Origin of the sequence: Pseudaeromonas sharmana (assembly GCF_042649925.1) — a bacterium.
GTDB lineage: Bacteria > Pseudomonadota > Gammaproteobacteria > Enterobacterales > Aeromonadaceae > Pseudaeromonas > Pseudaeromonas sharmana.
The window spans coordinates 129,432-145,343 of sequence record NZ_JBHSAF010000014.1; the positions used below are offsets into that span (position 1 = coordinate 129,432).

Sequence of the window (15,912 nt, forward strand, 5' to 3'; positions counted from 1 at the left end):
GAGTAACGAGCATGAGTTGCGAAATGATGGAAAAAAGCCGGGCCGGGGTGATCAATCCGATCTTCACCTGCCAGCCGGCCGGTGCCCAGTTTGCCAGCATCGGCATCGAGGATTGCATCGGTATCGTGCATGGCGGCCAGGGCTGCGTGATGTTCGTGCGCCTGCTGATCTCCCAGCATCTCAAGGAGAGCTTCGAGATCGCCTCGTCGTCGGTGCATGAGGACGGCGCCGTGTTTGGCGCGCTGGATCGGGTCGAGACGGCGGTGGACGTGCTGTTGATGCGTTACCCCCACGTCAAGGTGGTACCGATCATCACCACCTGTTCCACCGAGGTGATCGGCGATGACATCGACGGTCTGATCACCAAGCTCAACAACGGGCTGCTCAAGGAGAAATATGCCGGGCGCGAGGTGCATCTGATCCCGGTGCATACCCCGAGCTTTGTCGGCAGCATGATCCATGGCTATGACAATGCGGTGCGCGACTTCGTCAAATACTTTGCTACCCGTGGTGAACCGAACGGCAAGCTGAACCTGCTGACCGGTTGGGTCAATCCCGGCGATGTGACGGCGCTGAAGCATCTGGTGGCCGAGATGGGCATCGACGCCACCGTACTGTTCGAGATCGAGGCGTTTGATTCGCCGTTGATGCCGGAGGGCAATCACACCTCCCACGGCAGCACCAGCATCGCCGATCTGCAGGGCACCGCCAACGCCATCGGCACCCTGGCGCTCAACCGCTACGAGGGGGCCAAGGCGGCCAAGTACCTGCAGGAACAGTTTGCGCTGCCGACCATCATAGGGCCGACGCCGATTGGCATCCGCAATACCGATATCTTCTTGAAGCACCTGCAGACCCTGACCGGCAAGCCGATCCCGCCGTCGCTGGTGCGCGAACGCGGCGTGGCGCTGGATGCACTGACCGATCTGGTACACATGTTCCTGGCGGACAAGCGTGTGGCCATCTATGGCAATCCGGATCTGGTGCTTGGCCTTGCAGAGTTCTGCATCGATCTGGAGATGAAGCCCAAGCTGTTGCTGCTCGGGGATGACAACCCTTTCTACGAGGAGGACCCCCGAGTCCAGGCACTGCGCGCTAACGTCGACTGGGACATGGAGATCGTCACCAATGCCGACTTGTGGGAGCTGGAGAATCGCGTCGCCAACGAGGGGCTGGAGCTGGATCTGATCCTCGGCCACTCCAAGGGACGCTTCACCGCCATCGACCAGAACATTCCTATGGTGCGGGTCGGTTTCCCGACCTATGACCGGGCCGGTCTCTATCGCCATCCGGTGGTGGGGTATGCCGGTGCCATCTGGCTGGCGGAGCAGATGGCCAACACCCTGTTCACTGACATGGAATACAAGAAGAACAAGGAGTGGATCCTGAACGTCTGGTAAGGCGTCACAGTGGGCGGGCCCTGGGCCCGCCCTGACAACCCATCAAGGAGGTCCCATGACCAAGCTGTTGTTTGAACAAGCCAAGCAGCGTTATCTGCGCAACTTAAGTGATGCCGATGGTTATCACGCCCGGGCCTGTCAATTCGCCCATGAAGGACAGCCGGCGAGCCTGGTGTTCAATGTGGCGTCCATCGCCATCGAGTGTTATCTGATTGCCCTGTGCGCCTACCACGATGCGATGCCGTTCAACCATAACTACGGCAGCCTGATGAATTGTGCCGAGGAGGTAGACCGCACGTTTCCGGCGTTGCTGAACAAGCGTATTCGCAGTCTGGATAGCATCTTTGGCATCTGCTCGCTCGATCACTATCATCACGGCACGCCGCTGGCCGCCGATGCCGAACAGGCGCTGGCCATTTGCGGTGATCTGGTGAGTCATTTTTCTGCCCAGGGGTTGCTATTGCCCACGGCCGATCCCTTTTGACCCGCAGGTAATGCCCATGACTGAACACAACCAGCAGATCCTGCCGCCGTTGGCAGCGGGTCACCCTCATGGCGCCATGCGCCGCGAGGATCGGGAGATCACCGACCCGGCGCAGTTGCAGCAAATCCTGAGTGCGGGCCATCTGATGTACCTGGCGCTGGCCAGCGCTGACGAGCCCTTCGTGCTGCCGCTGTTTTATGCCTACGACGGCGAGGCACTCTATTTTCACAGCGCCAGGCGCGGTACCAAGATGGCACTGCTGGCGCGCAATCCGAAAGTCTGTTTCTGTATCAGCGATTACCAGGGGGTGATCGCCGACAACCTGGCCTGCAATTTCGAGGCGCGGCATAGTACCGTGATTGGCCAGGGGCTCTGCCAGCTGATCGAGGATAAGGCGCAAAAAGTGGCGGTGCTGGATCGCATCGTCGCCCGCTTCAGTGATCGCCACTTCGATTATCCGGATGCCAGTTTGACGGCGACGAGCGTGGTGCGCATCCAGATAGTGGCGATGAAAGGCAAACAGCATGGCATCGCCGCGGCGTAGCGTCTGACCACAGGAGGCAGGAATGAAGGTAGCCGTCTGTATCGACGCGGCCGGGCAGGTGCAAGCGCTCGCAGGTCAGGGTCAGATAGGGGTGTATCACTATGTTGACGCCGAACGGGAGTGGCAACGGGTGGCGTTGCTGCCGTTTGATTTTGCGACGTCATCCAGCCTGGAAGTCATGCGTCCGTCGCTGCTGCGCTTGCTTGCGCAGCTGCAGGAGGCCGGTTGTCGTGATCTGGTGGTGCGCCAGATGCACGGCTTCGTGCGCGCCATCATCGATGGCTGTGGTTTGATGATGTGGCGCCTCGATGGCCCCGTGCTACCGGCACTGCAGCAGATCCGGGCGGCTGCCGCGCAGCGAGCTGAACCCGTGACGCCAGCGGGCGGCGGTTGTCGCGGCCGACACAGCGCAAGCCAGGGGCACACCCTGCTGGCTCCCGAGCAGCAGGCCAGCTTGATGCCGCTGCCGACCGACGATGGTGTGCCGGGCAGCTATGCCATCAACCTGGCGTTGAGTCTGGCAGCCAGCGGCATGAATTCGCAGCAATTGTTGCTGCCCTTTCTGCGTGAGCAGCCGTTTAGCCAGTTGCATCTGCGCTGTGCGCATCCGCCGCGCTGGCTGGAGCCGGAGCTGGCGCGGCTAGGTCTGCAGCTGCAGCGTTTGCCCGATGAGGCGACGCTGATCCATCTGCTGGTGACGTCAGACCCTGCGCCGCAGTAGGCCGCGACGTGAGTTTTGGCGGGGCAGCCGGTGTCGTGAGCCGTGCCGGCGTGGCGGACCAGAGCGCCGGGCAGTGAGGCCGACGGCAAGCGGTCAATCCAAGCGGCGGCGAGCGTTGCCTCGCCTTTTTCACGCCTCGCCGGTCGCGGAGGCGGGCTTGTCATCTTGGGTCGCGGTCGTTGTGGAATTGATGCCATAGCGGTGCATCGCGCTACGCCGTGGTGCATGGCAGCCGTGATGATGCTGGCTGCGAGCAGTATCTGGCTGTTCCGGTATCACAGCAGGAGCAAACTTTCCGCTATCCATGCCGTCTTTATTGAGCTGATATGCTGCGTAACAGCGTGCGTTTCGATTTTGTTACCAATACCGCCCTCCTTTAATCCTGCTTCAGCAAATTGGCATCTCTTTTGTAAGGATATGTACAAGCGTAGATAACGGTGCCTGACACCTTGGCAGCGCCACCGTGTCTACTTTGTCCGCTACAAGCGCGGTCATATTACGTCGAGGGGAGCAATCGGATGCTGAAAACAGGGAGCCGGAGTGCATGCTTGGGATGGCTGGTGCTGCTGGCCTCAAGCAGTGCGTGTGCCGATGACATCAAGGTGGCGGTGGCCGCGAATTTTCTCGCGCCGTTGCAGCAGATCAGTGCCCAATTCAGCGCCGAGACCGGACACCAGGTGCTGATCTCCTCCGGCGCCACCGGGCAGTTGTTCACCCAGATCAAAAACGGCGCACCGTTTGCCATCTTCATCAGCGCCGATCAGAAGACACCGGCAAAACTGCTCGCCGAGAAGCTGGCGGTGCCGGGCAGTGCATTTACCTATGCCCGTGGCCAGCTGGTGCTCTGGTCTGCCGATGCCAAGCGAGTAGATGCTGCAGGCGAGGTGTTGCGCCAGGGACAGTTCAAGCATCTGGCCATCGCCAACCCGAAGACGGCGCCGTATGGTCAGGCGGCGACCGAGGTGCTGGCCAAACTCGGCCTGAATACCAAGCTGGCCGGCCAGCTGGTGCAGGGCGACAACATCTCCCAGACCAAGCAGTTTGTCGACAGTGGCAGTGCCGAACTGGGCTTTGTGGCGCTGTCTCAGGTCTATAAGGATGGCAAGCCGGGTCAAGGCTCTGTTTGGATGGTCCCTCTCGAGGATTATGCGCCGCTGTACCAGGATGCCGTACTGCTCAACAGCGGTGCGGATGATGCGGCCGCCAAGGCGCTGCTCGCCTACCTCAAGTCGCCGGCGGCCAAGGCGATCATGCATCAATACGGCTATCTGGATTAAGCACTGGGGCCGCAGGGCCTGGCCTGCACCTGTTCGTCTGACAGAGTGTGTTGGACTTTGGAGACAAGATGACGCTGTCGAATCACAAATTGAAAACCCGCCTCGAAGTGGACACCGAATTCGGGACTTTTTTAGGCGATACCCGTATCAGTCTGCTGGAGGCGATTGGCAAATATGGCTCCATCTCGCGGGCCGCCAAGACGATTCCAATCTCCTACAAGACGGCCTGGGATGCCATCGATGCGATGAATAACCTCGCCGAACAACCCCTGGTGATCGGTGCCGCCGGCGGGCGCAATGGCGGGGGAACCCAGTTGACGGACTATGGCCAGCGGGTGATTGCGCTGTATCGTGCCGTGGAGGCTGAGTACCAGCAGGCGATGGATCGCCTGGCGGCACAGATGGACAACGCCCAGAGCGCCAACTTCAAGGCGTTCCAGCAACTGCTCAGGCGCATGTCGATGCAGACCAGTGCGCGTAATCAGTTTGCCGGCAAAATTGTCGCGATGCGCAGTGGTGAAGTGGATTTCGAGGTGCGGTTGCAACTCGACGATGATAACGAGATCGTCTCGGTGATCACCCGCGAGTCGGCCGAGGCGATGCAGTTGCAACTCGGTATGGAACTGTTTGCCATCGTCAAGTCCTCGTCGGTATTGCTGATGACGGATACGGACATCAAAACCACGGCGCGCAACAAGATGCGCGGGCAAATTGCCCGTATCCACGATGGCCCGGTCAATGCCGAGATCAGTCTGCAGCTGGCCGGGGGCAAGACGGTGTGTGCCGTCGTCACGCGGGATAGTGTCGAGCGCCTGGAGTTAAAGGAGGGGGCGACGGCGGTAGCCTTCTTCAAGGCCTCGTCTGTCCTGTTGTGCAAGCGCTGAGACATTAGTGCCTCTTTGTGTGCCCGTTATATTGTAATGGGCATCTTTTCGATGATTTCATACTCTGGCAATTGAAATGTTCGATTACCCCAATCTGCCCATTCTGATGGCAAAAACTGCGGTCAGGCACAACAATCAAGTCAACACACGAGGCCCTGTTGCTGTGCTGCGATAACGACAGGGAAGAGAACCGACCGTACGGATGAGATAAGGGGTAAGCGATGAGTGATAAACCGACTGCCAGCGGGGGCAAGTGCCCTTTCATGCACGGCGCCCAGAGTAGCCAGAGCCGCAGCGTCACCGACTGGTGGCCCAAGAGCCTGAATCTGGACATTCTGCATCAGCACGACAGCAAAACCGATCCGATGGATGCCGATTTTGACTATGCCGCGGCCTTCAAAACACTGGATCTGGAGGCGGTGAAACGGGATTTGCGCCAACTGATGACCGACAGTCAAGCGTGGTGGCCAGCCGACTGGGGCCACTATGGTGGACTGATGATCCGCATGGCCTGGCACAGCGCAGGTACCTACCGTACTGCAGATGGTCGTGGTGGTGGCGGCACCGGCAGCCAACGTTTTGCCCCTCTCAACAGCTGGCCGGATAACGTCAACCTCGACAAGGCGCGTCGCCTGTTGTGGCCGATCAAGAAGCACTATGGCAACAAGATCAGCTGGGCGGATCTGATGATTCTGGCCGGGAATGTGGCGCTGGAGTCGATGGGCTTCAAGACCTTCGGTTTTGCCGGTGGCCGCAAGGATATCTGGCATCCGGAGAAGGATATCTACTGGGGCTCGGAGCGGGAATGGCTGGCCACCAGTGATAAGCCAGACAGCCGTTACAGCGGTGAACGCCAGCTGGAGAACCCGTTGGCTGCGGTACAGATGGGGCTCATCTATGTCAATCCGGAAGGTCCGGATGGCAACCCGGATCCGGTAGCTTCCGGCCGTGATGTGCGCGAGACCTTTGCGCGCATGGCGATGAATGATGAGGAGACAGTGGCGTTGGTCGCTGGCGGCCACACCTTTGGTAAGGCGCACGGGGCCGGCGATCCGGCGTTGGTCGGTGCGGAGCCAGAAGCCGCCGCACTCGAGGAACAAGGCCTGGGTTGGCATAACCGGTTGGCGAGTGGCGTTGGGGTGCACACCACCAGCAGCGGCATCGAAGGGGCCTGGAAGCCGAATCCGACACAGTGGGATAATGGCTACTTCGACATGCTGTTCGGTTATGAGTGGGAGCTGACCAAGAGCCCCTCTGGAGCCAAGCAGTGGACGCCGAAAAACGTCAAGCCTGAACACCTGATCCCCGATGCCCATGATCCGGGCAAGAAATATCCACCGATGATGACGACGGCGGATTTATCACTGCGTTTTGACCCAATCTACGAGCCGATTGCCCGTCGTTTCCATCAGGATCCGTCTGCCTTTGCTGATGCGTTTGCTCGCGCCTGGTTCAAGCTGACCCACAGGGACATGGGCCCCAAGAGTCGCTACCTGGGGGCGGATGTACCGGCAGAAGCACTGATTTGGCAAGATCCGATCCCGGCGGCGCGTTATGTGCCGACCGAGGCGGAGATCAGTCAGCTTAAACAGCGCATCCTGCAGTCGGGCCTGTCGGTCGGGGAGCTGGTCAGTACCGCCTGGGATAGTGCCCGCACCTTCCGCAGTTCGGATTACCGTGGTGGAGCCAATGGCGCCCGCATTCGTCTGGCGCCACAACGGGATTGGATTGGCAACGAGCCTGAACGCCTCAACAAGGTGCTGGCGGTGCTGGAAACGATTCAGGCCGCGTTTGGCAAACCCGTCAGCCTGGCCGATCTCATTGTGCTGGCCGGCAGTGCCGCGGTTGAACAGGCGGCGCGGGATGCCGGTGTGCCGCTGACGGTACCGTTTGTCGCGGGACGAGGCGATGCCGAACAGGCGATGACCGATGTCGAGTCGTTTTCCGTGCTGGAGCCGCTGCATGACGGCTATCGTAACTGGCAAAAGCAGCGTTATGCGGTGACGCCGGAAGAGATGCTGCTCGATCGCACGCAACTGCTGGGGTTGACGGCCAAGGAGATGACGGTGCTGGTGGGCGGCATGCGGGTGCTGGGCACCAACCATGGCGGCACTTTGCACGGTGTGTTTACCGATCGCGTCGGGGTACTGAGCAATGACTTCTTCGTCAACTTGACCGACATGGCGTATCGCTGGCAACCCGCCGGCGACAACCTGTATCACCTCTGCGATCGAGCCAGTGGTGCGGTGAAGTGGAGCGCGACCCGAGTCGATCTGGTATTCGGCTCCAATTCAATACTGCGCGCCTATGCCGAGGTGTATGCCCAGGATGATAATAGTGACAAGTTTGTGCGTGATTTTGTCGCCGCCTGGGTCAAGGTGATGAATGCCGATCGTTTCGATCTGTGATTAACGTTGAGCGTAAAACGCCGGCCACGTGCCGGCGTTTTTTTATCTAGCGGGAGCGTCAGTTCGCAAGGTCATTTCAATATTTCAATAACTCTTGTAATATCGAAGTATGAATCAAGATATCGCGACCAAAGTATTTGAATCCCTGGCCTCCGGTGTCCGGCTGGAGACCTACCGTCTGCTGGTCAAGGCTGGCCTGGAAGGTATGGTGGCCGGCCAGCTGGCTGCCGAGTTGGTGATTGCGCCGAACAATCTGTCGTTTCACCTCAAGGCATTGACCCATGCTGGTCTCGTGACCGTGGAGCAGGAGGGACGCTTTCAGCGTTACCGTGCCAATCTGCCGCTGATGCTGGAGCTTATCGCCTACCTGACCGAACAGTGTTGTGCCGGCCATCCGGAGCAGTGTGCCAGCCTGCGCGCCGATGCTGGCTGTGCTCCGCTGCTATTGCCCCCGCTGTCCGGGCGCTCTGCCGCCGGATGTTGTGCTGCGACGACACAGGTCGCTGGATGTAATTCCGCCGGTGAATACAGGGCGCTTGGCGCCGATGTGACTTACAAGAGAGAGAAAATGAACAAGCCATATCATGAATTGATCCCTGAGCGTATCTACTTCGGCGGTGCTGCCGATATCCAGCAAATGGTGGATGAGGACGGTGTTGAGGTGGTCGTCGACCTGCGTGAGGAAGCCACGGCTTGTGCCGCGACGGCCGAAGGTGTGCGATGGGTGCAGATCCCGCTGGCCGATCACGCCGAAGCGCCAGAACCGGCCCTGTTCGCGTCCGCCATTGCCGCCGTGATGGAAGCGTATCAGCAGGGCCACAAAGTGGCCTTCCATTGCGGTGCCGGACGCGGTCGAACCGGTACCGTGGCGGCAGGCGTGCTCCTGGCGCTGGGGCTGGCGCGCGATGTCGATTCGGCAATCGCGCAGGCCAAGGCGATTCGGCCACAACTGAATGTCAAACCAGTACAGCGCGAAAGTCTCGAGCGTCTGTATCCTGCGCCACCCGGCGTTTAACTGCGACTATCGAGGGAGAAGCAAAATATGCAGCACAAGGATCAGGCGCCGCAGGCGGTCCTGGCGATCAGTTTCTTTGAACGCTATCTCACCGTCTGGGTGGGGCTCTGTATTTTAGCGGGCATCGCGCTGGGTCAGCTGGCGCCGTCACTGTTCAAGGCGATTGGTAGCCTGGAAGTGGCTCGGGTCAATTTGCCGGTCGGCCTGTTGATCTGGGTGATGATCATTCCGATGTTGGTCAAGATCGATTTTGGGGCCTTGCATCAGGTGCGCCAGCATCTGCGTGGCATAGGAGTGACGCTGTTTATCAACTGGTTGGTCAAGCCGTTTTCGATGGCGTTTCTCGGTTGGTTGTTTATCCGGCAATTATTTGCTGACTGGCTGCCGGCCGATCAGATCGACAGCTACATCGCCGGCTTGATCCTGCTGGCTGCGGCGCCGTGCACCGCCATGGTGTTTGTCTGGAGTCGCCTGACCTCGGGTGATCCCTATTTCACCTTGTCGCAGGTTGCGCTGAACGATGTGATCATGGTGTTTGCCTTCGCGCCGTTGGTGGCACTGCTGCTGGGGGTCTCCAGCATCACGGTTCCCTGGGATACCCTGCTGACCTCGGTGCTGCTCTACATCGTGCTTCCGGTATTGCTGGCGCAATGGCTGCGGCGACGCTGGTTGGCCCGTGGACAAGACTGCTTTGATCAAGCGCTGGCACGGATCCAACCCTGGTCGATGGCGGCGCTGTTACTGACGCTGGTATTGCTGTTTGCGTTCCAGGGGGAAGCCATTTTGGCGCAACCACTGGTGATCGCGCTGTTGGCGGTGCCGATCCTGATCCAGGTGCTGTTTAACTCCGCATTGGCCTACTGGTTAAACCGTGTGGTCGGCGAGAAGCACAGCGTCGCCTGTCCATCGGCACTGATTGGCGCCTCCAATTTCTTTGAACTGGCAGTGGCGGCCGCCATCAGCCTGTTTGGTTTTCACTCCGGCGCCGCCTTGGCGACCGTGGTGGGCGTACTGATCGAGGTGCCGGTGATGCTGCTGGTGGTGCGTGTCGTTAATCGCAGTCGCGATTGGTATCAGGCCGGTTGCGGTCACTGATGGTAACTCGGTCTGTCTGCATTCCGCCTGCTGGCTGGCGATTACAATGCAGCCAGCAGCAAGGCGGTGACACCACAGCCGAGCACCACTAACCAGGGTGGCAGGCGCCAGAATTGCAGCGCGATAAAGGCCAGCAGCGCCAGCACCAGATCGCCGGCGGAGTGGATGCTGCTGGTCCAGACCGGATCATACAGCGCTGCCAGCAGCAGGCCGACGACGCCGGCATTGATTCCGGCCAGCGCGGCACACAACCTGGGTTGCTGGCGCAAGGTCTGCCAGTACGGCAGGCTGGCGGCCAGCAGCAAAAACGCCGGCGCGAAGATGGCCAGCAGACAGACGAGTCCACTCGTGACGCCACCGAGCGGTCCGTTCAGGACGGCGCCGGCGAATGCGGCAAAGGTAAACAGCGGACCGGGTACGGCCTGGGCCGCACCATAGCCGGCCAGAAACAGATCGGCATCCAGACGACCAGTGCTGACCAGCTCGCTTTGCAAGAGGGGTAACACTACATGCCCGCCACCAAATACCAGGGCGCCGGTGCGATAGAACAGCGCCAGCGAGGGAAATAACGACTCTGGAAATTGCTGTGCCAACCAGGGCAATGCCAGCAGCAGGACCGCAAACAGCAACAACCAGCCCAGCGCACCACGACGACTGATTGGACAGGGCCGAGCAGCGGCGAGGTGGGGAGGGTGGGCCGGGCAGAGCCAGAGTCCGGCGATGCCGGCCAGCAGCAACACCAGCAACTGCAAACTGGCCGTTGGATAGAGCAGGACGGCACTGGCACACAGCGCCATCAGGGTAAGGCGCGTACGGTCCGGACAGAGCTGGCGTGCCATGCCCCAGACAGCTTGAGCGATGACCGCCACCGCCACGACCTTGAGACCGTGAAACAGCGGCTGCAGCGCCAGTTCCGGCTGTTGGCGCAAGCCTAGCGCCAGCAGCAGTAGCGCCAGCGCCGATGGCAGCGTGAAGCCGAGCCAGGCCGCCAGTGCACCGGCATAGCCGCCGCGGCCGAGTCCTAGCGCCATGCCGACCTGACTGCTGGCGGGCCCGGGCAGAAACTGGCACAACGCGACCAGATCGGCATAACCGGCTTCGTCCAGCCAACGGCGGCGGGTGACAAACTCGGCCCGAAAATAACCCAGGTGGGCAATGGGTCCGCCGAAGCTGGTCAGACCCAGGCGTAAAAAGATCAGGAAAATAACCAGCGGGTGGTGATCGTGGGCGCGTCTGTTCATCACACGGTTAGTCACGGTGCGTTTTATGTCCAATCATCGATTTTCACCAGCCAGCATGACAGGCAGATGACATGTAACTGTCGTCATTCCGTCTGCGGCCTGGCAGCGAGGATGGCGCCCAGATTGTCCTCAATCCAATCCACCAGCTGCTCGACGTGGCGTGCCACCTCCAGGCCCATTGGCGTCAGATCGTATTCGACATGGGGCGGTACCACCGGATAGGCGGTACGGCGCACCAGGCCATCCTGCTCCAGCCACTGCAGCGTCTGCGCCAGCATTTTCTCGCTGACGCCACCGATCTTGCGCCGCAAATCACTAAAACGGTGGGTGCCGGCCAGCAGCGCGACTAACACCAGCACGCCCCAACGGCTGGTCACGTGTTTAAGCACCTCGCGCGATGGACATTTTTCTGAAAACACATAGCCTCGGGCCAGTAGGTCTCCCAGGCGATGCTCACCCTCAACAGGCTGATCCATGGTCTCGCTCATTGCATACTTACCTTTTGGTGCGTACTTACAAAAAGTTTGTTAGGTGGCTATTTTAGTGTCGTCTACTGAATTTACCAAGGAGAAAGACATGATTGTAGTTACAGGTGCGTCTGGCCAACTGGGTCGTCTGGTGATCGAGTCTCTGCTGCAGCGTGTGCCTGCCGAGCAAATCGTCGCTGCGGTGCGCAGTCCGCACAAGGTGGCCGATCTGGCTGCGCGCGGTGTGGTGGTGCGGCGGGCCGACTATAGTGATGCGGCGTCATTGCGCAGTGCCTTTAGCGGTGCCCGCAAGGTGTTGCTGATTTCCGGCAATGAGATAGGCCAGCGCCTGCCACAACACGCGGCGGTGATTGACGCGGCCAAGGCGGCCGGCGTGCCCTGGCTGTTCTATACCAGTCTGCTGCATGCCGATGTCTCCCCGCTGGGGTTGGCTGAGGAACATCGTCAGACCGAACAGCTCATCCGTGACTCAGGACTCAACCATGTACTGCTGCGTAATGGCTGGTACACCGAAAACTACCTGGCCTCGATTCCGGCGGCACTGAGTCATCAGGCTTTCCTGGGGTGTGCCGGTGACGGACTTATCGCCTCGGCCGCCCGGGCTGACTATGCCGAGGCTGCCGCCGTGGCGCTGACCCGGGAGCAGGCCACCGGCACCCTCTATGAACTGGCCGGTGATGAGGCCTATACGCTGGCGCAATTCAGTGCGGCTATTGCCGAGGCTGCCGGCAAACCCGTGGTGTATCAGGATCTGCCCCAGGTCGAGTTTGCGGCCGTGCTGGAACAGGCCGGTTTGCCACCTGCATTTGCCCAGCTGCTGGCCGACTCCGATGTCGGTGCCAGCCAAGGCGGTTTGTTCGATGACAGCCATACCCTGAGCCAGCTGATAGGCCATGCGACCACGCCGTGGCAGGCGATGATTGCGACGGCGATTGGCCAATGAGGTCGCAGGCTTGTCGTTGAGGGTATTAACGCGCGTGGACTGAGGGCAGTAAAAAAAGCGTCGGCCTTGGCCGACGCTTTGGATGCTACTGCTGACCTTTCTTGATGGTTTGCGAAATGATGTCAGACATGTCGAAGCTGGTTCCGCCTTGTACCGGCGGGTACTCCTTCAGCGACTTGATATGCTGGGCAATGATCTCATTCACCGGTGCCAGCAACCAGGACATCTTCTGTAACAGATGGCCTTGTGCATCACGGGAGTCATAGCTTTCAAACGGATCGGCACGCAGGTTGTAGATCTTCGGCACGGTAAGCGGCACAACGTTGGCGTAGTAGTCCTCTTTGGTGGAGAAGTGGAATTTCCATTGGCCAAGACGGACGGCGGTTAATTTGTCCTCGTAGTAGTAGAGGATGGAGTTGCGATGTGATTCTTTGACCTTGCCGGTCCAGTAATCCAGGTTGTCGATGCCATCAATGAACTGCTTCTTCTCTTTGAGCATCAGATCGGCCACATTCTTGACGCCGGCAATGGAGGAGAGCGTGGTAAACAGATCCTGGTGTCCCTGAATACCATTCAATACTTCACCTGCTGGAATATGACCAGGCCAGCGAACCATCATGGGGACGCGCACGCCGCCCTCATAGGTGGACATCTTCTCGCCACGGAATGGGGTAGTGCCGCCATACGGCCAGGAGGAGTGTTCTGGACCGTTGTCGGTGCTATAGACCACGACAGTGTTCTTATCTAGCCCGTTTTGCTTCAGATAGTCGAGCACTACGCCGATATCATGGTCGTGCTGTAACATGCCGCTGCCATGGAAATCGTATTCACTGGTATTGTTTTCTGCCGCATAGCGCCACTTATCGTTCAGACGGGTATACAGATGCATCCGGCTGGTGTTGAGCCAGACGAAGAATGGTTTGCCCTCTTTCTTCGATTTATCGATGAACTTGAACGCGGCTGGAATCACTTCACTGCCATCGAAATCTTTCATCCGCTCCTGGGTCAGCGGGCCGGTATCGGTACATTTTTGCTTGCCGACTTCACCAAAGCGCGGCTCGACGGTCTTGTCGTTTTTGCTGGTGGCATAGCAGTGCAGCACGCCACGGGTGCCGAACTTTTGATCGTATTTTTCAACGGAGCCGGAGTAGGCTTCGGCAAAGTGCTTGTAGTCTCGCTGTTCGGACTCTTCCTGAGTATTGAGGTGGTAGAGGTTGCCAAAGAATTCATCGAAACCATGGACAGTCGGCAGAGCGAAGTTGTGATCACCCAGGTGGTTCTTGCCGAATTGGCCGGTGGCATACCCCTGTGCCTTCAGCACCTCTGCCAGCGACGGTGAGGCAGCTTTGAGACCCAGATCGCCACCAGGCATGCTGACAGTGGTCATCCCTGAGCGGATCGGGTACTGGCCGGTGATAAAGGCGGCACGGCCGGCGGTGGAGCTGGGCTGGGCATAGTGGTCGGTGAAGATCGCCCCCTGTTTACCAATACTGTCGATATTGGGGGTGAGATAACCCATGGTACCCATGCCGTAGGCACTGACATTCTGCCAGCCGATATCGTCACCAAAGATGACCAATATATTCGGGTGGCCGGATTCCGCGGCATGCAGGGCCGGCGTCCAGGAGAGCGCTGCCAGCAGTGCCGAGGCAAGAACAGTCTTTTTCATCTCGTACTCCTTGTTGTAATCAGCTTTGATGAAGCACAGTCGCGTTAGTGTGAATTTATATCTGTCGTGATGGTCTGGTCCTCTGGTGGTGTTGTCTGGAAATAAGGACGAATACGGCGAGTCCTAGCGTTTGAGATAGCCCAAGTGCTGCAGGATCTGCACAACATCGGCACCGATGTGCTGGTAAAAACGATACAAGCCGGCACAAAGATAATTGAGACCTGGCTCACCATCTTGCGATTTAAGTAATCGATTTTTGGGGCATTCCCCCCAGCACAGACGCAGGTAGTCACAACGACGGCACTGCTTGGGTAAGGTCTCGCGTTTGGCTAGCCCAAATTGTTGCTGGGCAGTGGAGAAGGCCATGTCGCCGAGATGGGTATGATGCAGATTGCCGAGCCGGTATTCAGGATAGACGAAGTGATCGCACGAGAAGACCTCTCCATCGTGTTCCACGGCCAGTGCCTTGCCGCAGAATTCGGACTGGGTGCAGGTCTGCGCAGGAAAACCGGCGGCCTGGGCAATCAGCGTTTCGAACAGGTTGACATGCACGCGTCCCAAGTCGTTGTCCTTCCACTCCTCCCAGACGCCGATCAGAAAGCGGCCATAGTCATCGGGATCGACTGACCAGTCGGTGACAATGGATTGAAGATGGCCAGGGTGTGCCTGGGCTGTGTCATAGGTAGGTAACATGGCGGCAGCCAGCTGCGCGGGTGCTTGCTGCCGGTAGAGTTTCGGTTCGACGGCCGGGGTAAATTGCACGCGCCAGGTGCCCACCTCGTCCACCAGAAAACGGTAGACCTCGCGAGGGTGCAGGGCATTGAGTCGGTTGACAACACACAGGGCGGCAAAAGGGATGTTGGCGGCTTTAAGCCGGCTGGCGGCGGCCATCACCTGGCTAAAGGTGGACTTACCACTTCGGGTCTTGCGATAGGCATCGTGCAGGGCCTGCGGTCCGTCGATGGAGAGGCCGACGTGAAATCCGTGACGAGATAAAAATTCAATCCAGTGATCGTCGAGCGCAATGCCATTGGTCTGAAGATCGTTGGCGATACGCTGTCCGGGCTTGGCGTGCCGTCGTTGCAGCTCGACGATCCGCTCAAAGAAAGCCAGTCCCATCAGCGTCGGCTCGCCACCTTGCCACGAAAACACCACCTCATCACCGGTTTGTGCCTCAATGTATTGGCGGATATGTTGCTCCAGCGTCGCTTCATTCATCTGGCTGTGGCGGTCATGGTGGAGCAGGTCGGTTTTGTGCAAATAGAAGCAGTAGTCGCAGTCGATGTTGCAGCGTGCCCCTGTGGGTTTGACCATGGCATGAAAGCGATAATGCCGATCGCCAGGCAAGGCGGGCAGGTTAAGTACGGGAATGGACATGGGGTGATCCTGCGAATTAGCCATTCAGGCTAAGCTAACACTGAATTCATATGGCGCCAAGAATGGTGATCGACACTTTATGCACCTGATGGGAAAAGGAGTCTGACGTGCTGATGCTATCAGCGCCAAAACTACAACTTGATGAATATGTTAATAAAGTTTTTTGACCGCGCCTCTGTTGCTTCGGGAATGCCGAGGGTTAGACAAGCGTGCAGGGATTGGCTAACGTAACCATCATGGATGCGGACAGAAGGACTCTGAGCATGGTGCGTTACCTCTCGTGGATCTTGTTTTGTCTTTCGTTTCTGTGGCCCGTCGCCCGAGCCGAAGCTCCCGTCAATCTGTCACCAGAATCTGGCTCCGCGG

At 59.0% G+C, this 15,912-nt stretch carries 13 protein-coding genes and 2 pseudogenes; 11 read left to right on the forward strand and 4 right to left on the reverse strand.

Features of this window, described 5'->3' with window-relative positions; translation table 11 throughout:
• Positions 1–11 precede the first annotated feature (11 nt).
• The 10 genes and pseudogenes from anfK to arsB all read left to right on the forward strand — a co-directional run bounded on the left by anfK (position 12) and on the right by arsB (position 9,828).
• Positions 12–1,400: a Fe-only nitrogenase subunit beta gene (gene anfK, locus ACFOSS_RS10415; RefSeq protein WP_377152289.1), complete on the forward strand. Its 1,389-nt coding sequence runs from the start codon at positions 12–14 to the stop codon at positions 1,398–1,400.
• 55 nt (positions 1,401–1,455) lie between these two features.
• Positions 1,456–1,884 carry a hypothetical protein gene (locus tag ACFOSS_RS10420; RefSeq protein ID WP_377152290.1) on the forward strand — a complete coding sequence of 143 codons (429 nt, stop codon included), beginning with the start codon at positions 1,456–1,458 and terminating at the stop codon, positions 1,882–1,884.
• Positions 1,885–1,900: 16 nt separating this feature from the next.
• Positions 1,901–2,428, forward strand: coding sequence for a pyridoxamine 5'-phosphate oxidase family protein (locus tag ACFOSS_RS10425; RefSeq protein ID WP_377152291.1), 528 nt, complete (start codon positions 1,901–1,903; stop codon positions 2,426–2,428).
• 22 nt (positions 2,429–2,450) lie between these two features.
• Positions 2,451–3,149 (forward strand): Fe-only nitrogenase accessory AnfO family protein, encoded by a 699-nt coding sequence (locus ACFOSS_RS10430; RefSeq protein ID WP_377152292.1) that lies wholly within the window; start codon positions 2,451–2,453, stop codon positions 3,147–3,149.
• Positions 3,150–3,667: 518 nt separating this feature from the next.
• Positions 3,668–4,426 carry a molybdate ABC transporter substrate-binding protein gene (modA, locus tag ACFOSS_RS10435; RefSeq protein WP_377152294.1) on the forward strand — a complete coding sequence of 253 codons (759 nt, stop codon included), beginning with the start codon at positions 3,668–3,670 and terminating at the stop codon, positions 4,424–4,426.
• A gap of 68 nt (positions 4,427–4,494) precedes the next feature.
• Positions 4,495–5,310, forward strand: a complete 816-nt coding sequence (locus ACFOSS_RS10440) for a TOBE domain-containing protein (RefSeq protein WP_377152295.1) — start codon at positions 4,495–4,497, stop codon at positions 5,308–5,310.
• A 221-nt stretch (positions 5,311–5,531) separates the two neighbouring features.
• A complete protein-coding gene (katG, locus tag ACFOSS_RS10445; RefSeq protein WP_377152296.1) occupies positions 5,532–7,718 on the forward strand; it encodes a catalase/peroxidase HPI in 2,187 nt (728 codons plus the stop codon).
• A gap of 109 nt (positions 7,719–7,827) precedes the next feature.
• Positions 7,828–8,169, forward strand: a pseudogene (locus tag ACFOSS_RS10450) (ArsR/SmtB family transcription factor); the annotation flags it as partial.
• Positions 8,170–8,334: 165 nt separating this feature from the next.
• Positions 8,335–8,733 (forward strand): annotated as a pseudogene (locus ACFOSS_RS10455) (protein-tyrosine phosphatase family protein); the annotation flags it as partial.
• Between the two features lie 27 nt (positions 8,734–8,760).
• Positions 8,761–9,828 carry an ACR3 family arsenite efflux transporter gene (gene arsB, locus ACFOSS_RS10460; protein ID WP_377152297.1) on the forward strand — a complete coding sequence of 356 codons (1,068 nt, stop codon included), beginning with the start codon at positions 8,761–8,763 and terminating at the stop codon, positions 9,826–9,828.
• 41 nt (positions 9,829–9,869) lie between these two features.
• Here arsB and chrA read toward each other — a convergent pair whose 3' ends face one another.
• A complete protein-coding gene (chrA, locus tag ACFOSS_RS10465) occupies positions 9,870–11,069 on the reverse strand; it encodes a chromate efflux transporter (protein WP_377153897.1) in 1,200 nt (399 codons plus the stop codon).
• Positions 11,070–11,152: 83 nt separating this feature from the next.
• The gene (locus ACFOSS_RS10470; RefSeq protein ID WP_377152298.1) at positions 11,153–11,545 is read right to left on the reverse strand and encodes a winged helix-turn-helix transcriptional regulator; all 393 of its coding nucleotides are present in this window, start codon (positions 11,543–11,545) and stop codon (positions 11,153–11,155) included.
• A 100-nt stretch (positions 11,546–11,645) separates the two neighbouring features.
• On the opposite strand from ACFOSS_RS10470, the gene ACFOSS_RS10475 reads away from it, so the two are divergent.
• The gene (locus ACFOSS_RS10475; protein WP_377152299.1) at positions 11,646–12,500 is read left to right on the forward strand and encodes an SDR family oxidoreductase; all 855 of its coding nucleotides are present in this window, start codon (positions 11,646–11,648) and stop codon (positions 12,498–12,500) included.
• A gap of 85 nt (positions 12,501–12,585) precedes the next feature.
• Here ACFOSS_RS10475 and ACFOSS_RS10480 read toward each other — a convergent pair whose 3' ends face one another.
• The gene (locus tag ACFOSS_RS10480; RefSeq protein ID WP_377152300.1) at positions 12,586–14,169 is read right to left on the reverse strand and encodes an arylsulfatase; all 1,584 of its coding nucleotides are present in this window, start codon (positions 14,167–14,169) and stop codon (positions 12,586–12,588) included.
• A 123-nt stretch (positions 14,170–14,292) separates the two neighbouring features.
• On the reverse strand, positions 14,293–15,546 hold the full coding sequence (locus ACFOSS_RS10485) for an anaerobic sulfatase maturase (RefSeq protein ID WP_377152301.1): 1,254 nt from the start codon (positions 15,544–15,546) through the stop codon (positions 14,293–14,295).
• Between the last annotated feature and the right edge of the window lie 366 nt (positions 15,547–15,912).